At 47.3% G+C, this 17839-nt stretch carries 14 protein-coding genes and 1 riboswitch; of the genes, 3 read left to right on the forward strand and 11 right to left on the reverse strand.

The window, feature by feature from the left end; all coding sequences use genetic code 11:
* Window positions 1-4: 4 nt before the first annotated feature.
* The 3 genes from JWG88_RS09350 to JWG88_RS09360 all read right to left on the reverse strand — a co-directional run bounded on the left by JWG88_RS09350 (window position 5) and on the right by JWG88_RS09360 (window position 3373).
* A complete protein-coding gene (locus JWG88_RS09350; RefSeq protein WP_205233464.1) occupies window positions 5-490 on the reverse strand; it encodes a cupin domain-containing protein in 486 nt (161 codons plus the stop codon).
* Window positions 491-580: 90 nt separating this feature from the next.
* Window positions 581-1159 carry an OsmC family protein gene (locus JWG88_RS09355; RefSeq protein WP_205233465.1) on the reverse strand — a complete coding sequence of 193 codons (579 nt, stop codon included), beginning with the start codon at window positions 1157-1159 and terminating at the stop codon, window positions 581-583.
* 270 nt (window positions 1160-1429) lie between these two features.
* Window positions 1430-3373: a sigma-54 interaction domain-containing protein gene (locus tag JWG88_RS09360; RefSeq protein WP_205233466.1), complete on the reverse strand. Its 1944-nt coding sequence runs from the start codon at window positions 3371-3373 to the stop codon at window positions 1430-1432.
* 690 nt (window positions 3374-4063) lie between these two features.
* Between JWG88_RS09360 and JWG88_RS09365 the strand changes: the two genes are divergently transcribed.
* The gene (locus JWG88_RS09365) at window positions 4064-4570 is read left to right on the forward strand and encodes a DsrE family protein (protein ID WP_205233467.1); all 507 of its coding nucleotides are present in this window, start codon (window positions 4064-4066) and stop codon (window positions 4568-4570) included.
* Window positions 4571-4736: 166 nt separating this feature from the next.
* On the opposite strand, the gene ypfJ is transcribed toward JWG88_RS09365, so the two are convergent.
* On the reverse strand, window positions 4737-5648 hold the full coding sequence (gene ypfJ, locus JWG88_RS09370; RefSeq protein ID WP_205233468.1) for a KPN_02809 family neutral zinc metallopeptidase: 912 nt from the start codon (window positions 5646-5648) through the stop codon (window positions 4737-4739).
* A 653-nt stretch (window positions 5649-6301) separates the two neighbouring features.
* Here ypfJ and JWG88_RS09375 point away from each other — a divergent pair.
* Together JWG88_RS09375 and JWG88_RS09380 are read left to right on the forward strand one after the other, a co-directional pair.
* The gene (locus JWG88_RS09375; protein ID WP_205233469.1) at window positions 6302-7435 is read left to right on the forward strand and encodes a DUF362 domain-containing protein; all 1134 of its coding nucleotides are present in this window, start codon (window positions 6302-6304) and stop codon (window positions 7433-7435) included.
* 296 nt (window positions 7436-7731) lie between these two features.
* Window positions 7732-10533, forward strand: coding sequence for a PAS domain S-box protein (locus JWG88_RS09380; RefSeq protein ID WP_205233470.1), 2802 nt, complete (start codon window positions 7732-7734; stop codon window positions 10531-10533).
* 210 nt (window positions 10534-10743) lie between these two features.
* Here the strand turns inward: JWG88_RS09380 and JWG88_RS09385 are convergent, their stop codons facing one another.
* Genes JWG88_RS09385 through JWG88_RS09415 form a run of 7 tightly spaced genes read right to left on the reverse strand, consistent with a single transcriptional unit; the run spans window position 10744 to window position 17373 of the window.
* A complete protein-coding gene (locus JWG88_RS09385; RefSeq protein WP_205233471.1) occupies window positions 10744-11553 on the reverse strand; it encodes an ABC transporter ATP-binding protein in 810 nt (269 codons plus the stop codon).
* A complete protein-coding gene (locus tag JWG88_RS09390) occupies window positions 11550-12608 on the reverse strand; it encodes a FecCD family ABC transporter permease (RefSeq protein ID WP_240194365.1) in 1059 nt (352 codons plus the stop codon). The genes JWG88_RS09385 and JWG88_RS09390 overlap by 4 nt, the downstream gene beginning before the upstream one ends.
* Window positions 12598-13503, reverse strand: coding sequence for an ABC transporter substrate-binding protein (locus tag JWG88_RS09395; RefSeq protein WP_205233472.1), 906 nt, complete (start codon window positions 13501-13503; stop codon window positions 12598-12600). The genes JWG88_RS09390 and JWG88_RS09395 overlap by 11 nt, the downstream gene beginning before the upstream one ends.
* Before the next feature lie 37 nt (window positions 13504-13540).
* Window positions 13541-14266, reverse strand: coding sequence for an energy transducer TonB (locus JWG88_RS09400; protein WP_205233473.1), 726 nt, complete (start codon window positions 14264-14266; stop codon window positions 13541-13543).
* Entirely contained in the window at window positions 14253-14663 is a 411-nt protein-coding gene (locus tag JWG88_RS09405) for a biopolymer transporter ExbD (protein WP_205233474.1), read from the reverse strand. The genes JWG88_RS09400 and JWG88_RS09405 overlap by 14 nt, the downstream gene beginning before the upstream one ends.
* Window positions 14660-15286: a MotA/TolQ/ExbB proton channel family protein gene (locus JWG88_RS09410; RefSeq protein WP_205233475.1), complete on the reverse strand. Its 627-nt coding sequence runs from the start codon at window positions 15284-15286 to the stop codon at window positions 14660-14662. Before JWG88_RS09410 ends, JWG88_RS09405 begins: the two co-directional genes overlap by 4 nt.
* Window positions 15287-15324: 38 nt before the next feature.
* Window positions 15325-17373, reverse strand: coding sequence for a TonB-dependent receptor (locus tag JWG88_RS09415; protein ID WP_205233476.1), 2049 nt, complete (start codon window positions 17371-17373; stop codon window positions 15325-15327).
* Window positions 17374-17510: 137 nt separating this feature from the next.
* Window positions 17511-17743: riboswitch (cobalamin riboswitch) on the reverse strand.
* Between the last annotated feature and the right edge of the window lie 96 nt (window positions 17744-17839).

A 17839-nucleotide genomic window follows, 5' to 3' on the forward strand; every position in this document is an offset into this window, starting at 1 on the left:
GTAGTTAGAGCTCCGGAAAAGTAAGGTCGAACCGTTCGCATAAATCTGGAACACTAGCGAAATCCATCTGCAGGTTATATTTTCTATTGATCTCTGCGAATTTCTCCAGATTCCCCCAGGATGAGGCCATTTCCCGGAAATAATTTTCAAAGCCGGCCGGAAAGATGATCTCTATAATCTCGCAATCACCTCCAGCAGCATTCCAGAAAGTGTGCCATTGTTTTCGGGGCTTGAAGACCCAGGTACCCGCTTCCGCGATGACAACTTCGTCACCCAGCAGAGCGCCCAGTCTTCCTCGTATTACATAGGACAGTTCGTCTTCGTCATTATGGTAATGCAGCGGTGCGGCAAGCGCTCGAGGCGCCAGTGGGTGATGGACCACTGAAAACCGCTGGTCGGTGTCTGCTCCGTCGATGGTCCAGCGAACACCTAGCCCGCCGAAATCAAAGCTCTGTGCTGCTTCTGGGGTAAATATCCTAACATGTTCCATGACATTCCTCCTTTTTCCTATGCCTTTTGCCAGTGTTTAAGGCGGTGTAGGGATCGGCCGCACCTATTAAGGGTGCGGCCTAGGAATACCTTACTTGTCAAGCTTTACCATGACCGGCACAGCACGGGTGATAGTGTCAAACACTGGTGAGTATGAAGGACCCAGTTTAACAATTTCTTCGAGCTGTTCTGCGGGAGCATCGGCCTCAATGTTGACGAACATCCGGATTTCCTTGTAGCCGCGGGGAACATCGTCGCTGATACCGAGAAAGCCCTGCAAGTCGATATCACCTTCAAGCCTCGACTCCATCGCATGAATAGTGATCCCCTTGGCGGCGGCATGATAGACGATGGACGTTGTCACACAGGCAGCCAAGGCGGTAAGGGCATACTCCACCGGATTAGGTCCTTTGTCCTCTCCCAGCAGGATAGGCGGTTCATCGGCATCGAGCCTGAATGGTTGCTTGTGGTCATGATCCTGCTGAGTTCCATAAAAATTTTTTATGGTAGTGCGATTATGGCCGCCGTTTTGCCATTGGTTGCTGGCTCTGAATTTAAAGGTGGCGATAACCGGCGCTTTCTTGACGGCATCAATAGTTCCAAAAAGTTCTTCGACATTGACCCCGTTTACCTCTTTGTTTTTCTCTTTGGTTTCTGTAGGCTGGCTCATGGTATATCCTCCAATAGTTCTGAATCATTTATTTTTTGGGACCGCCTTTAGCTACGACGGTTTATAAAAGATATTTCAGGATACGTGCCATGAAGCATGAAAAATTTATATATTGTTATTCAGTAAGTTTAGATGCTCAAGATCGTTATCGGGAGACACACGAGATTTCGTGATTGACGAGATTTCGTGACCAAGGCACCGAGATTTCGGCAGGGGGAGAGTTTCCGGGCTCCAGCCGGAATAACATGGGCAGGAGAATCCGGGTAAACCTCAAAAATGTTTGATATTTAAATCGGGTCGCCGTATCCCCAAGGCTTTCATGCGGGATTGCAGCGTGCTGGGTGGCAGGCCCAAAAGCCTGGCAGCACCGTCTTTTCCGGCAACTCGCCATTGTGTCTGCTGCAGGGCAAGCATCAGGTTTTTCCGCTCAAGTTGCTGAAACTCAGACATCGGCATGATTTTACCTTCCGACGAAGGAAGGCTTTCAGATCTCACGCTGTCAACTCCGGCAATGGTTTGCGGCAGAGCATAATCAAGATTAAGGAGGCCGTGGCGGGCGGTTATCACCCCCCGCTCAATCACGTTCTGCAACTCGCGGACGTTTCCCGGCCAATCATATTGCTTCAACCGTTCCACTAGGCCTGCAGGGATAGGGATAATATGTTTTGCCATTAGAGCCGCATATTTTTCGACAAAATGGGCGGCAAGAGGACCGATATCGTCTGTACGCATGCGTAGCGGCGGAATAGTTACGGGAAAGACATTCAAGCGATAATAGAGATCCGTGCGAAAGGTAGCCTGCCGGACGGCAAGAGAAAGATCGCGGTTGGTAGCAGCGATGACCCGCACGTCAACCTTGATATTTCGCGAACTACCGACAGGAGCAAATTCCCCCTCCTGCAATACCCGGAGCAGTTTGCTTTGCAACTCAAGGCTCAGGTCGCCGATTTCGTCGAGGAAGATGGTGCCGCCATCGGCCAGACTGAAACGCCCTTCTCTCCGTTGCGTAGCCCCAGTGAAGGCGCCCTTCTCGTGGCCGAAAAATTCGCTTTCCATCAACGATTCGGGGATGGCGGCACAGTTGACTGTAATCATGGGGCGCTGCCGCCGGCTGCTGGCGGCGTGGATGGCGCGGGCGATCAATTCCTTGCCTGTTCCGGTTTCGCCATAAAGAAGCACAGTGGAATCGGTGGGAGCAACTTCGGACACCAGTCTCAGAACCCGCCGGAACGGCTCACTCCGGCCGATGATCGTGTTTTGATCATAAAGTTCTTTTATCTCGTCCCGCAGATACCGGGTCTCATCCTTGAGTGAATTTATTATCTTAAAGGCTTGATATTGTTCATCGAGATGCCTGCAGATCAGTACATAACAGGGGGCGTCTTTCATTTCCAGTTGTGAAAGTGTCGCCTCCGTACGGATTTCTTCACCTCGGCTGTTGATTGCCGCAAGGCCCTTGGGAATCCAGATGTTGCGATCGGCGTGGGGCCTTTTATTCAGCGTGTCGATGATGTACGTGAGCCGTTGAAAATCATTTTTTACAAGGAATCCGGCGAAGCTGTTGCCCACTATATCGTTGTCTGCCAAGGCAAAAAGCTTTCGCGCCGACGGGTTCATCATGATAATGCGAAAGTCCTTATCCAGTTCGATAATGGCATCCAGCGCACCTTCGAAAATACCCCGCAATTTCTCTTCCCGGTCCTTTAATTCCGCTTCGATACGCAAACGCAGGAGTTCGGCGGTGGCCCTGGCTGCGAAAATTCGAAACAGGGCCAGATTTCGGAAGGAATCGGGGATTGGTTGCGTATCAACAACAGCAATATTCCCCAGTATCTCGTTATGCTCGCCGAGCAAAGGAAAACCGATATAGCTTACTGCCCCGATCTTCGACAGGTCAGGGTCCTGCGGAAAGAGATCGACCACCTTATCGGGAATATGCAGATATTTTTTTTCCCTGAGCAATTTTTCACAGGGCGTTCCCTGAACGTCGTATTCATAATAATCGACAAACTCACCGCCAAGCCAGAACGCCAGTGAACGCAGGCGTCTTCTTTTTGGGAGATACTCGGTAACCCAGGCGCCATGGGTCCCCAACACCTGAGAGAGATTTTGCACCAGTGCTCGGAAAAACCTTTTTCCTGTTTCAGAAGCAGTACCGTCCGAAATGGCTCGCAACAGGACATCTTCGTTATGATTTACAGGTACAGATGCCAATGATTCACCTTTCAAAAAGGTTTTTTACAAAAACCCCAGCTGAGCTGGGTAAAACATTCAGGCAGATCATTTTGGAAACAAAACGCAATCATCATGTCTAAAATTATTTAATAAGCATTAACACAGCTCAAGACAAAGCATCTAGTTGTTCTGTTGCTATAATTTTAATTCTTTGACGACATTAGAAAAGGAGCTGCCAAAAAGTTGATACAGACAGACGGCAATCATCTTCAATGCCGAAAGGTCAAAACTAATTGCTTTATGACTCATTTATGACAACTACCTCGCAATCATTTTTTTACTGGACAATATATGGAATAAAACTCTCCCTGCATTTTCCTCTCTTGTGCTTCTTTTTAAGAATATTTAACGTATCCTCTATCCTTGAGAAGATGTTTCGCGCTTCTCATGAGCCGTGGCTTTGTCACTGTGTCGTGCGCAAACCCGCATGGGTTGCGCAGGATTTCTTCATTGAAATTCATAACAGGTGCTTGCGTAGGTAATGGTGGTATCTCTTCAAGGAATATTTACCGTGAAGTATCGGCAACAAAGGTGGGTGAGATGAAATCGCCGCTACTGCAAATCAATGAGAATTATTCCTCGCAACGTCCTGTCATTGACTAGACGAGACCATGGTGACGTTTGGCATGGGTCATACTTGAAAATAAGAAAACAGAAGGAGGTGCAGTTATGAAAAATGTTATTTTTTCGGTGCTGTTGGCAACCTTTTTTCTCCTGTCTCCAGTCGGTGTTTTCCCTGGTTCCGCACAAGCCGGGGAATACGAGGCCTTGGAGGGTGTCAAGTCGGTAAGTACAATGTTTGATTTTCGCGACGGTAAGCCGGAAAGCGCTTCGGATCACCTGAAGCTGATCCATGAGACCTATAAAGACCAGGCTCTGCTGGCTATCTCGCAGAAACCAAAATTTGTCGTGGTCTTCATGGGGCCCTCACCCATGGTGCTGTCAAAAAACCGAGAGAAATTTTCTGCGGATGAACAAAAAAAACTGGAAGAATTCGACTCAACTCTTTCAGCCATGGCGCAGGATGGCATCGGCCTCGAGGTATGCAAGGCCGCCATAATGTACTTCGGGGTCGATCCGCAGTCAATTGCGCCAGAAATCAAGCAGGTCAAAAACGGGTGGATTTCTTCAATTGGGTATCAGCAGAAGGGGTATTCCATGATTCCTGTTTTTTAAGCGAGTAGCCTTGGTCGAGATATGCCGCCGTTTGTCTTGGTCCTTCTTGCCGCCTAAGCGGGCAAGAGCTTATCGTCCCTTTGGTAACAGTAATTTGCAATTCCTGATCTTACGTTCCATTGCGCATCTACGATTATGCTTCATAGCTCCGATGGCAGGTTTCGGCCTAAAAATTGTTGAATGTGTCACAATCGTCCATGCCGCCATTTTCGAAACCAATTTTGAACCATTTTACCCGTTGTTCCGCACTACCATGGGTAAAAGAATCCGGGCTAACATAGCCTTGTGACTGTTTCTGCAAGGTGTCATCACCGATGGCGCTAGCAGCAACCAGACCTTCCTCTATATCACCTGCTTCGAGGAGTTCCCGGGTGCTGTTGGCATGATTGGCCCAGACCCCTGCAAGGCAGTCCGCCTGCAGTTCCTGTCGGACGGATAGCTTGTTGCCTTCCACCTTGCTCAGTTTGCTTTGAGCCGTATGGACTTTGCTGGAGATACCCAATAGGGTTTGAACATGGTGACCTATTTCGTGGGCAATTACATAGGCCTGGGCAAAATCCCCAGGTGCTTTGAAGCGATTTTTCAACTGGTCATAAAAACCCAGGTCGATGTATACTTGGTGGTCACCTGGACAATAGAAGGGTCCTATGGCTGAGTGAGCCATTCCGCAAGCAGATTTTACCGCATCTCGAAAGAGAACGAGGCGTGGCTCCTGATAAGTTTTACCCTTTTGTCGGAACAAGGTAGACCAGGTTTCTTCAGTATCGGCCAGAATGACTGAAATGAAGTTTACCAGTTCTTTTTCTTCCGCAGTTTCTCGAAGCGGTGCTTCGGACACACTGGTGGTGGCATCTTGTTGTAGACCAAGGACGGCTAAGATATTACCCAGGTTTCCGGTAAATAAACCGTAAGCACCCACACACACTGCCAGTATTACAGCACCTTTGAAGCCTAAAAGCTTAAAGACCATGGGCAGCAGACGTAACATGCCACCACCGCGTGAGCCGCCTACTCCGGAGACACGCTCACTACGTCGGTCTTCGACATTGTTACTCTTCCGATTTCCGCGCCAACGCATAAATATACTCCCCATGTATTGGATTTGTAAAAAATGTTCAGTTCATGACATCGCTTACATTATATATCAAAATTATCGCTGACACATAATTTCTCCCCCTACAAATCGCAATATTAGCAAATTCCGATATGAGGTGGCTCTGCAATTATCTGGATTCTCAGCTTATTATAAGGTGAGAAGACGTTCCTTGGTAAGCCCGCTCTAACTTTTCCGTAAATTCCTCACCATTTGCCGCTAACACCAGGCAACCTATCCTTTTTCAACCGTTCTATGATGCAGATGAAGAAAGGTAGAATTACAGGACAATAAAGGTAATGACAGCCTGTATAAATTGACTGGCCGTCCCGATTTTGCCCATGTGCTATTTTGATCCGGAAGGAGCAAAAAAAGGATACTTTGATACCTTTTATTGCGACATCTTTCGAGGTCTGACTTTCCATTATCCTGAACCGATATTTGGGTGCCCGGCAATATGGTACTGGCAACACCATAGGGTCTGTGATAATTTACGAAATCTTCTTATTGTTACTCTCTGTTGTGGTCAATTTAGCGGGTAACCTAACCGTATAGTAACAATTTGCTTCAAATCAGGTTCAACTAAATGATCGCATAAAAAGTATTATCAGCAAAAAAGATTAGCCAACAGGTGATAAATGGAAAAAGCAAAGGTTTATTTTACAGATTTCAGGACGAAGGCTTTCGGGGACGGGCTACCCACCAAACTGAAAAAACTTATCAAGAAAGCAGGGATAGATCAGATCAGCATGGATGGAAAGTTCGCTGCCATCAAGTTGCATTTTGGGGAATTGGGAAACATCAGCTATCTTCGTCCCAATTACGCCAAAGCCGTCGCCGACATGGTAAAGGAAATGGGCGGCAAACCCTTTCTGACTGACTGCAATACCATGTATCCTGGTAATCGCAAAAACGCTTTAGAGCATTTGGAATGCGCATGGGAAAACGGATTTACACCCCTGTCCGTCGGCTGTCCTATTCTCATCGGGGATGGATTGAAGGGAACCGACGATATTGATGTCCCAGTGGTTGGAGGTGAATACGTAAAGTCGGCCAAGATCGGCAGGGCAGTCATGGACGCTGATGTGTTCATCAGCCTGACACATTTCAAGGGGCACGAGATGACAGGTTTCGGCGGCGCCATAAAGAATATCGGCATGGGTTGCGGCTCCAGGGCCGGCAAGACAGAGCAGCACAGTAGCGGTAAAGCCGAGATCGATGAGACCAAGTGCCGTGGATGTCTCATGTGCCTGAAGGAATGCGCCAACCAAGGACTCGCCTTTGACGATGAGGCAAAGAAGATGCGGGTCAACGAAGAAAATTGTGTTGGTTGTGGTCGCTGCCTGGGAGCGTGTAACTACGATGCCATAGCCTTCGCCAGTTTCGCTGCCGTTGAACTCCTGAACCGGCGCATGGCAGAATACACCAAGGCCGTCGTTGACGGTCGTCCATGTTTCCATATTTCGCTGATTGTGGATGTATCCCCCAATTGCGACTGCCACGGGGAAAATGATGTTCCCATTCTGCCCAATCTCGGCATGTTTGCGTCTTTTGATCCCCTGGCTCTGGATCAGGCCTGTGTGGATGCCTGTCTAAAGGCCGCACCTCTTCCTGGCAGCCAACTGTCCGAGAACATGGCAAAACCAGAGTTTATTGATCTTTGCGACCATTTTACCAATTCGAGACCGGAGTCCGAATGGCGTACCTGCCTGGAACATGCAGAGAAAATCGGTTTGGGTACTCGGGAATATGAGCTGATAGTAACCGAATAATTGCTTTGATCATCCAGCGCAGATGAAAATCTACTGCTTGAGAAACTTTAGTTGTACACCTTCTGTCATTAGGGTTTTTGGACGAAAATGTCTGGGTTCCATTAACCTCATGGCAAATGATGGTTGGCAGGAACCGTGGAATAGTTGAGTTGATGATTAAGGGTAATCAGGAATATAAATGAGACATTGAACTTTAGAATCACTTAAGTATGCTATTATTGGAGGATGTCATTTTGCAAAAAAATAACGCCTTAGGTTTTTGAGGCTCTCGTTTATTTGTATTTGGAGATTCCTTAATGGTTGAAAAACGTTCCTATCGGGAACTGGAAAAACAGGTTCAAGAATTACAAGCGGAGCTCGAAAAGTCCAAGCGAAGAGAGGAGGCCCTTTCCAAAAGCGATCGATATTACAAGGCTCTTTTTGAACAAGGTTTGGATGGTGTTGTAGTTGTGGATCCTGAAACCTGCCGGGCCGTCGTTTTTAATGACCAGGTCTGTCAGAATCTAGGGTATTCGCGAGATGAGTTCGCTAAGTTGTCCATCGCCGATATAGATGCTCTCGAAACGGAAGAAGAGGCGCGAATCCACATTGAGAAGGTATTGAAAAACGGGTCCGATGATTTTCAGACTCTCCAGCGCACCAAGCAGGGAGAAATCAGACATGTTCATGTAACGGCGAAGGTCATCGAGGTCGACGGCAGCAAGGTATACCATTGCATCTGGACCGACATCACAGACCGCAGGAGAGCGGAAGAGGCGCTGCGTGAGAGCGAGACTCGGTTCTTCAGTATCTTTGAATATGCACCGATTGGGATGGCAATTGTGTCGCCTGAGGGCAAATTTCTCAAGGTGAACCGCGCCACTTGCGATCTTCTTGGCTATTCAGAACTTGAATTGCTGACCAAAACCTACCGGGACATCAGTCACCCCGATTTCCTGGAGTCGGATGATGCCCATCTCGAGCAGATGCTGGCAGGAAAAATTCGCATCTATCAAAAAGAAAAACGCTATATCCACAAAAAGCGACATGCAATATGGGCGCTGCTCAGTGTCTCATTGATTTGGGACCAACAGCAGGAACCGGCCTATTTCATATCCCAGCTCGTTAATATTACCGACCGAAAACTAGCCGAGGAGAAGCTGCGCCTGGCCTTACAGCGTCTCAATTTTCACATGGAAAATTCTCCCCTCGCGGTTGTGGAATTCAACACAGCCTTTGAGGTTATATACTGGTCCCGGCAGGCTGAACGTATTTTCGGTTGGAATTCCCAGGAAATTGTGGGAAAGAAAATCGATCAGGTAAGATGGGTTCATGAAGACGATGTGGAGAGTGTGGCCCGGCTTTCTAAAAATATGCTGAACGGTCGCAGCACCAGCAACTCGATGACCAACCGCAACTATTCTAAAGACGGTTCAGTCCTAACCTGCGAGTGGTACAATTCTGTTCTGCTGAATGGCCAGGGAGAGCTGGTATCCGTTCTCTCTCTGGTACTGGATATCACCGAACGTAAACGCTCGGAAACGGCGGTCGAGCGGCAGAATACATTGTTGAAGGGCATCAACCGCATTTTCGGTGCCGTAGTGACCAGCGCCGGCGATAAAGAATTCGGGGGCATCTGCCTGGACGTGGCTGAAAAAATCACGGGCAGTTCGATCTCCTTTCTCGGTGAAATCTCTCCGGATGGAGTATTGCATGATATCGCCGTTTCGAATCCCACCTGGAATGCCTGCTCAGTGTTCAAAAGTGGAAAAATTCCGAAAAATTTTCACACCTACGGCATCTATGCCCGTGTAATCGTAGATGGTAAGCCCCTTCTGATCAACAATCCGGCCTCGCCTCCCTCCGACATTGTATTTCCGACCGGGCATCCGCCGTTGACCTCCCTGCTGGCCGCGCCGCTCAAACATGGAGAGAAGACGATCGGCATGGTCGCGGTAGGCAACCGCAAAGGCGGTTATGGCAGAGAAGAACAAGCAGCCCTGGAAGTCCTGTGTCAGGTGATCACTGAGTCCCTGGCCCGGCGGCGTACCGAAGAGGCCCTGCGGGAAGGCGAGGTCCGCTACCGCAGTCTGTTCATGCACTCACCCGATGCGATATACATTAATCAGCAAGATCGTATTACCCTGGTCAACGACGCCTGCCTCAGGCTGTTTGGTGCCTGGACAGCCGGAGAACTTCTCGGCAAGACGCCCTACGACCTGTTTCATACCGATTATCATCAAGTGATACGGGAGCGTATCCGTCGAATGCGTCATCAAGGTGAATCACAACCCCTGCTGGAAGGGAAAATTGTCCGCCTTGACGGCGGCATCGTTGACGTCGAGGTGATTGCGGCCCATTTCCCGTTTGGTGGGTCCAAGGCCATCCACGTCATCTTGCGCGACATCACCGAACGCAGGCGAGCGGCGGAAAACCTGCAACGCTCCAATAAAGAACTGGAACAGTTTGCCTATGCGGCCTCACACGACCTGCAGGAGCCGCTACGCTCCATTGTCGGCTTCCTTCAGCTTCTGCAACACAATTATGGAGATCAACTGGATGAGAAAGGCCGGCAATATGTCGAGCGGGTCGTGGCGGCCGGCCATCGAATGCAGATTATGATCCGTGACTTACTGTCTCTGTCGCGAGTGACGACCAGCAACGGCACGTTCTTGCCGACAAATCTCAACAGTCTCGTCAAGACGGTATTGGATAACCTGGAGTCGACCCTGCAGGAGAATCATGCCGAGGTCGTTTACGCCGACCTGCCGAGCCTATCCGTCGATTCCAGTCAGATACAGAGCCTTTTTCAGAATCTTATCCTGAATAGCATTAAGTACAACATGAACCCCAATCCCAGGGTAGAAATCGGCTGCAGCCCCTCCGGGAATTTCTATCAGTTTTTCGTCAGGGATAATGGCATTGGTATTTCACCCCGGTTTTACGAACGCATATTCATAGTATTTCAACGGCTTCATACAGCCAGGGAGTATGATGGCACCGGGTTGGGCCTGGCCCTGTGCCGGAAAATCGTCGAACGCCATGGTGGAAAAATCTGGGTTGAATCAGTGCCGGGGGAAGGATCGACTTTCTTTTTTACCTTGCCCGCGATCCGATAACTTTCTGAAGTAAATCAATGGACGGGTTGCAATCAAATCTGGTAATTTCACTTTCCCTTATCGCCGCTTCACTGCCCATGTCGACTTAAGAGCCGAGATTAGTCCACAACGGTGGAAAAAATTAGTGATACAAATCGTATCTTCATGAATTATCGACATAAAACAAACCAGCAAGAGAGAGGCAAATAATGAGTTATTCCGGGTGAACGATTACCGGTTAACAGATTTATCATTTTTAAATTTTTCGGGAACAGGCATCACTCGTGGGACGTTGCCTACGGGATTTTCGTCTATCAGCAGGTCACACTCATAACTCTTTTCCATGTACTCCGGAATAAAAACTTCCGAGGGTGTACCTATAACTACCACACGACCGTTCTTCATCAATAACAACCTGTCAGAATACAGGGCCGCCAGGTTTAAATCGTGAGAAACCATTATGACGGTGGTCTTTTTTTCCTGGCGGAATCTCTCCATAAGATCCATAATCCTGAGTTGATGGGCCGGATCCAAGGCGGTCGTCGGTTCATCCAGCAATATAATTCTGGGCTCCTGGCATATGGCCCGGGCAATCATCACACGTTGCCTTTCACCTCCTGAAAGTTGATCGAGACGCCGGTTGGCGAATTGCTCAATCCCGGTAAAGCACATCGCTTCCCTGGCAAGTGCGTAATCACTTTCAGCCTCAATTCCCAGCAAACCAAGATGGGGAGAACGTCCCATAAGAACTGTTTCAGCAACAGAAAATGGAAAATCTATCGGTGCCTGCTGGGCCACAAGAGCTATCACTTTGGCAAGATCTCTGGTCGAATATGTTGATTTTGGTCTGCCAAGAATATTAATTTGCCCGAATTGGGATTTTTCAATCCCGGCGATTAATTTTAACAGTGATGACTTCCCTGCTCCATTGGGGCCAAGTATCATGAAAAACTCACCGGCTTCGGCAGAAAAGGACACATCATCCACCACCTTATTTCCGCCATAGCTCAAAGAATTATTTTGAAGATCAAGAGCAATCATTGCCGAGACCTCCACAACAAAAAGATAAAAAGTGGTGCGCCTATGAGTGCGGTTATTACCCCAACCGGCATTTCTCCGTGCTCCGGCAGAGCCCTGGCCAACACATCACACAGGACTAAAAAGCTTCCACCGCCAAGAATGCAGCTGGGGGCAAGCAGGCGGTGGTCTGATCCCAGGAACATACGAAAAAGGTGGGGTATCAATAATCCGACAAAGCCGATAAGGCCGGATTGACAGACTACCAGGCTTACCATAATTGAAGTTGTGATAAGGAGAACAGCCGAAATAAGTCGAACGTTTACGCCCATGGCAATGGCGGAATCGCGTCCCGTCAAAATAATATTAAGAGGTCTGGCAAGTATGAGTATCACAACAAAACACGGGAAACACAGGAGTAATAGAAATAAATTACTACTGCTTGCCATGGAAAGATCGCCCATCAGCCAGTAAATGATTTCCTGGACTTGCGGACCCTGACTCATTGAAATCAGAAACATGATACATGCGCCGCAGAAAGCATTCATCATCACTCCCCCAAGAAGCAAGGAATCCTTTCTGGTTGATAAACGTCCGCCGGCGAGAACAAGTACAGCACCTAATGTTAGCATCGACCCCAAAAATGAAAAAAACGTTACTCCGGGGAAAAAAGATAACCCCATCATTATGCCGCTGATTGCGCCGATGGCAGAACCACCGGATATGCCCAGAATATAGGGTTCCGCCAGTGGATTACGCAATAATGCCTGAAAAACCATACCGCCCAATGAAAGAGTGGCACCGACAACCGCTGCCAGAATGATCCGCGGGAGGCGAATTTTCCAGAGAATTGTGGCGGCTGTTGAGGAAGTGGCTTCGTCTCCGCTGACAATTGCAAAAATTTCTCCAATGCTGATCGAAGATGGCCCATTGGCCAGAGCAATCAGGATGCTCAAAATAAAGACAACAGTTAAAATTGAGCAAACGACAGGCAGTTTTCTGGTGATTGGGGCTATGGACGGTATTGAGGTTATTGGTGAAATTGGTCTTGTGGTCTGGTTACCGGTTTTATTTCGCAAGGCTTTCTCCTGAATCTTCCGGGTGTAATATCTCGGCAAGAATTTCAAGGCCGGTAATCAACCTGACAGTTGGGCGATTGAAGAGATCGGCATTGACCACATAGATTCGGTTACTTTTAACAGCAGGGATTTCAGACCAGCGTTGCCAGGAGGCTTTCAAAAGATCCGGAGATTTTCCTCCCGCCATCGAACTAATCAATACGACCTCGGGTTGCAACAGCATGATATTTTCCCATGAAAAACGTGGATACTCTGTCAAGCTGCCGGCAAGATTGCTCCCGCCGGCCAAGGTGATGATTCTATCTATATAACTATCTTTTCCGGCCGAGACTATCGGGCTATCAGCTATTTGAAAAAAAACACGCGGCCTTGTCCGACTGGAAGCTACCTTCTCTTTTACCAGGAGAAGCCGATGTTCCATATCCGAAACTAACTCTTCCGCCTTTTTTGATACCCCAAGGATATCACCCAGCAGCAGAAAGGCTTCCATAATCTGTTCAATGCTGCGTGGATCAATGGCGAAAACAGGAATACCGAGAGCCTTAATGGCATCCACCGTTCGACGTGGGTTGCCGTCTTTTATCGCAATGCACAAATCCGGTTTAATCGCGACTATTCGCTCAAGATCAAGCTGGACGTAAGAACCAACTCTGGGTAATTTTTTGGCAGCCGCGGGGAAATTGCTGTAGCGGGTAGCTCCCACCAGCTTGTCTTCCGCCTCCAATGAGTAAACCATCTCGGTTAAGCTTGGAGCCAGGGATAAAACTCGAGTAGGCCCGGCTGGTAATTCGATCTTTTCCCCTGTTTGATCAACTACCAACCGGGCGCACAGAGGAGCAACAGTCAGAGTGAGGAAAAAAAAATAAATAAGCAGTAATGATCCAAGTATTTTCATAGAAATTTCCCTGCTGACGTTATCACCTTTTCCATTTTTATCTCAACTGAAACTCGACCGGAATATCAACCCACATAACAACCCGCCCTCCACCTTCTGTTGCCGGTGAAAACAACCAGTTTTTTACGGTTTTTAAAGCAGCCCTGTCCAGGCTGATGTGCCCACTGGAGTTTTTTATTTTAATTTCAGAGACCATGCCCTCGGTATCCACCAATACATTGAGCAGGACAACACCTTCATAACCTCTCCGCTTCGCCATCGCAGGGTATGGAGGTTGTTTATTTTGCCGATATATCGGCATCGCTTTTTTGTGAATCGGCGTTGCAAAATTTTTCTCCTTGGGCAGGTCCTCAGGTATATTTTCAATCTTCTTATTATCCGTTACAGCTGCTTTTGGTCTTATGGATGATTTATCAATTTCCTTTGGCGGTTGTGGAAGCGACTCAGGAGTGCTGTTGAACTGTTCTTCTACTTTTTCATTACTGAAATCATCGCTTTTATTTTTATCCAGGAGACTGACCTTTTTTTTTGCCTGCTTCGGTTTGATAATCTCATTGTGCTGTTTCGGTGGATCTTTCGGTTGCGTAATAACTTCTTCCGAAACAACAATTTCGGAAGTGATTGAACTGATCTCAATTTCAATCGGATTTCCACTGAGAACCGGTTTTAATATTTCCTGGTTTGGCAGGTCGAAACTTACCAAAAATCCATGCAGGACAATAGCGGCGATGGCTGGAAGAAAGAACCTTTTAATGCCCTCCATCTCTCTCCGCCTGCAATGATATCTGTGAAATTCCAGCCTTCTTGATACTGTCGAGCACCAGGAAAAGGCGCTGGTACTCAACCCGATTGTCCGCAAATACCTGCACTCCTTTTTCTTTTTCAGTCACAGATTTATTTTGGAGAATTTCAACCAGATTATGTAAATCTACCGGCTGCTTGTCTATATAAACAACCCCTTCCCGGGCAACCGATATAGCCATCCGGGGCCGATTGTCGACTTCCGCCATCGCTGACTTCGGAAGAGCAATCGGCATGGCGCGATGGACAGCCATCGACAACATGGCATAAATAAAGAACACCAGAAGCAAAAACACAATATCGATCAAAGGCAGCATTTCAATACGCGGTCCACGCTGCTTTTCAATGTTGAGTTTCACAAGTCGCCTCCATCTGGTGTATCTTGTGACAATTTTTCATAAACTATTTCAAGGCTTGTTGCGTACTGTTCCATGATGCGGGCAGCCTGTTCCACTTTTACATTAAAATAATTGTAGGGAACAACCGCCAATATGGCTATGCTGAGACCCGTAGCTGTGGTTATGAGGGCCTGGGCAATGCCTCCGGTAACGGCATGCGGATTATCAATCCCCTCTATCGCCAGCATATCAAAAGACAAAATTATGCCGATGACAGTGCCGAGAATTCCCAACAAAGGCGCTACCGTGATCATCGTATCGAGCACACCCATTCCACGTCGCATTTTCACTATCTCCTGTATCGCCGCGACCTCCATGGCTTTGGTCATGGAAAATTTCCTGTGTACGATGCCGCTTACTAAAACGCGTATGGCATAATCTTTGGATCCGATCGTTTTCTTTTTTACAAGTTCCCAGTCCCCTTCCTTGCTGATCTCAACCACCTCATTGATGAGTTCGGAATTATGTCGCCGGTTGAGAATTATCCAAAATAAGCCTCGCTCAATTATGATTGTCAATACACAAAGCGAACAGGCAAATAATGGATACATTACCGGCCCTCCCTTCAACATTGTCTCAAGCATCCATATCCTCCGCCGGTCAATCCGGCTGTTATCCGAAATCAGATATCAAAAGTAAGCCCAACTAAGAAATTAACTCCCGGTGCCGGTTGAATGCCCGGTTCTCCAAGAAAGTTTATCCCGCCATATTGGTAATAGTCCTCATCGAAAAGATTATTAACCGTCAGATAAGCAGAGCCTTTTTCAAACATATAAGCCAATTTGGCAGTCACATAGAAATAACCGTCCTGGTCGTCAACTACATTGGCGAAATCTGAAATAAAAGGTCGTTCACCGATATAGGATCCATCTATATTGAATCGAAAGTTCGTGAAAATATCGGCTTCCGCACCGGCTGTGAATTGATGGCGAGGCACATTGGGTATCTCCTTGCCGTCAAATGTTCCTCCATCGATTTCAGTGTCCCTGAGTGTATAACTGCCGTTAACTGATATTTTCGAAAATTGTTTACTTGCTTTCAGTTCAATACCCTGTCTTATGGTGTCGCCATTAAGGTTTTCATTGGCAAAGCTTACAGGGTTAAAAAATATTTCCCTCTCGGTATCCAGTCTGAAAAGGTTCACGCTGAAATTAATGTCCGGACCAAATTGAATGCGCGCACCAACTTCAAAATCATCGGTGGTCTGTGGCCGGAGCGTGGAATCGAAAGAATTGGTAAAGAAGCTGAACATTTCATCGAGTACCGGATATCTGAAACTCTTTGCATAACTGAAATATGCAGAACCGTTATCTGAAAATCTATAGGTCACCCCCCCATCATATATATCTTCATCCATGGTGACTTTGTCGGAGAGCCCGTCGGTAAATGATTCGAATTCGGCACGATCATGGCGGTAACCACCGGAAACCGCCACCTTGCTGTTGAGCGATACTTCTGCATTACCATAAACTCCCATATCTTCTTTCGAGAGTTCAAACGCTGCCGAAGATGGTGCGCCAAAAAAAACAGATTCGTTGCCGATATCCTCTTTACTCTTTCTATAATCAAATCCTGCAACCAGCTTTGAATCACGACCAAAGAATTTTTCATTTATAACAATTTGCGGAGAAAGAGCCACTGTATCAATCTCAGTTTCTGCGTTATATGTCCCGCCGACAAAGGAAAAAAATGCAGTATTTTCCTTCCTCCTGGTGGAACTTTCCATTTGAAAATAGCTCGTTTCAGTGAAGAAAACCTGCGGTACAATTTGTAAATGATAATCTTTGATATCGGAGAAATCTTCAGGTGTGGTACTTGCTCTCCGTGACACTCCACTCTCTAATTCACTCAGCAATAATGATCCTGGAACCTCTGTGTCGTCTTCATGATAGCTACTGGTAAGAGCGACGTTAAAACGGTCCGAAAAAAAATAGTCAAGATTCAAACCCATATCCCTGGCGTCTGTTCCACTATTGTCTCGATATCCGTCCGATGTTCGGTAGTTGGTGCTCAGTGCGTAACTTAGGCTTTCTGTTGAACCACTGACTGCCAGCCTGGATAGAATCGTGTCGTAACTCCCTGCAACCAGACCACCTGAAAAGAGGAGCTCTTCCCCCTTTTTGGTGATGATATTGATAACTCCACCAGCGGCGTTGTCTCCATATAAAACACTTCCCCTGCCGCCATGTATAATTTCAATCCGTTCAACTCTGTTTTTAGGAATAAGAGTCCAGTCTACACCACTCAAATCAGCTTGATTGATCCGACGGCCATCAATAAGCAACAAGGTGTTCAAAGCTGCCGTTTCACCAAACCCTCTTAGGTCAACCGTTATATTGCGGCCATTGCCGGTGATATCGTTCACTACTATCCCGGGAGTGATCCGCAAGAGTTCAGGAACCGTTTCTGCTGGTGATTTTGCGATTTCCTGCGCTGTAATGACAGTTACATTGGCAGGGACAGCGGCAATCTTTTCTTCCTGTCTCGAGGCGGTAACAACGACCTTATCCATTAATGGAACTTCATCTGCCGTTGCATGAACATTTCCACTTATGAACACACCCGATAGTGAAAGAGTTGTTGCTGCAGTCATGGTGAAAAAACTACCAAAACCAAGTGTTTTTTCCTTTAAGTCCGATCCCTTCAATCCCCCAATTTTTACTTTAAACATTGTCTTTCTCCTTGATTTACAACCTTCAATTGGGGCCCGGCGAAAAAAAAATCCCCGGACCAATTCAAGAATGAATGATCCGGGGATTACCCTTTTATCGCCTGATCCGACAGCAAAATATAGTCCGCGAAATTTGCTATCTATATATCTTTCAGGTAGGTCTTCTGACTTTTCCGCCCTCTATTTGACAGCCTTCCCATGATTGGAATCCAGCTTAATTTTTGGTTGGCTGGAATTTTAGCATCACAGTGGCATATGTTATCGAGAGGGTTCCTTTCTTCAAGGTAGAATCACAGCGGCGGGTCCGTTCCCGATTTTCACGGGATTCCCGATTAAGCCCTTAAAGGGCACCTGAAATTGATTTGCATCGTAGTAATGAAAAAAACGGATGTCAACAAATATCCGCTTACTAATATCCGCTCCTCTATAACGAATGGTAAGGGAAGAATCAATCTCTTTTTTAACC

Origin of the sequence: Desulfopila inferna (genome assembly GCF_016919005.1) — a bacterium.
GTDB classification, from domain to species: domain Bacteria; phylum Desulfobacterota; class Desulfobulbia; order Desulfobulbales; family Desulfocapsaceae; genus Desulfopila_A; species Desulfopila_A inferna.

Coding starts and splice junctions, on each gene's coding strand:
- JWG88_RS09415 (WP_205233476.1), bottom strand. CDS start 17,373: ATGTTTAAAGTAAAAATTGGGGGATTGAAGGGATCGGACTTAAAGGAA.
- JWG88_RS09385 (WP_205233471.1), bottom strand. CDS start 11,553: ATGATTGCTCTTGATCTTCAAAATAATTCTTTGAGCTATGGCGGAAAT.
- JWG88_RS09375 (WP_205233469.1), top strand. CDS start 6,302: ATGGAAAAAGCAAAGGTTTATTTTACAGATTTCAGGACGAAGGCTTTC.
- JWG88_RS09395 (WP_205233472.1), bottom strand. CDS start 13,503: ATGAAAATACTTGGATCATTACTGCTTATTTATTTTTTTTTCCTCACT.
- JWG88_RS09350 (WP_205233464.1), bottom strand. CDS start 490: ATGGAACATGTTAGGATATTTACCCCAGAAGCAGCACAGAGCTTTGAT.
- ypfJ (WP_205233468.1), bottom strand. CDS start 5,648: ATGCGTTGGCGCGGAAATCGGAAGAGTAACAATGTCGAAGACCGACGT.
- JWG88_RS09400 (WP_205233473.1), bottom strand. CDS start 14,266: ATGGAGGGCATTAAAAGGTTCTTTCTTCCAGCCATCGCCGCTATTGTC.
- JWG88_RS09380 (WP_205233470.1), top strand. CDS start 7,732: ATGGTTGAAAAACGTTCCTATCGGGAACTGGAAAAACAGGTTCAAGAA.
- JWG88_RS09365 (WP_205233467.1), top strand. CDS start 4,064: ATGAAAAATGTTATTTTTTCGGTGCTGTTGGCAACCTTTTTTCTCCTG.
- JWG88_RS09355 (WP_205233465.1), bottom strand. CDS start 1,159: ATGAGCCAGCCTACAGAAACCAAAGAGAAAAACAAAGAGGTAAACGGG.
- JWG88_RS09410 (WP_205233475.1), bottom strand. CDS start 15,286: ATGCTTGAGACAATGTTGAAGGGAGGGCCGGTAATGTATCCATTATTT.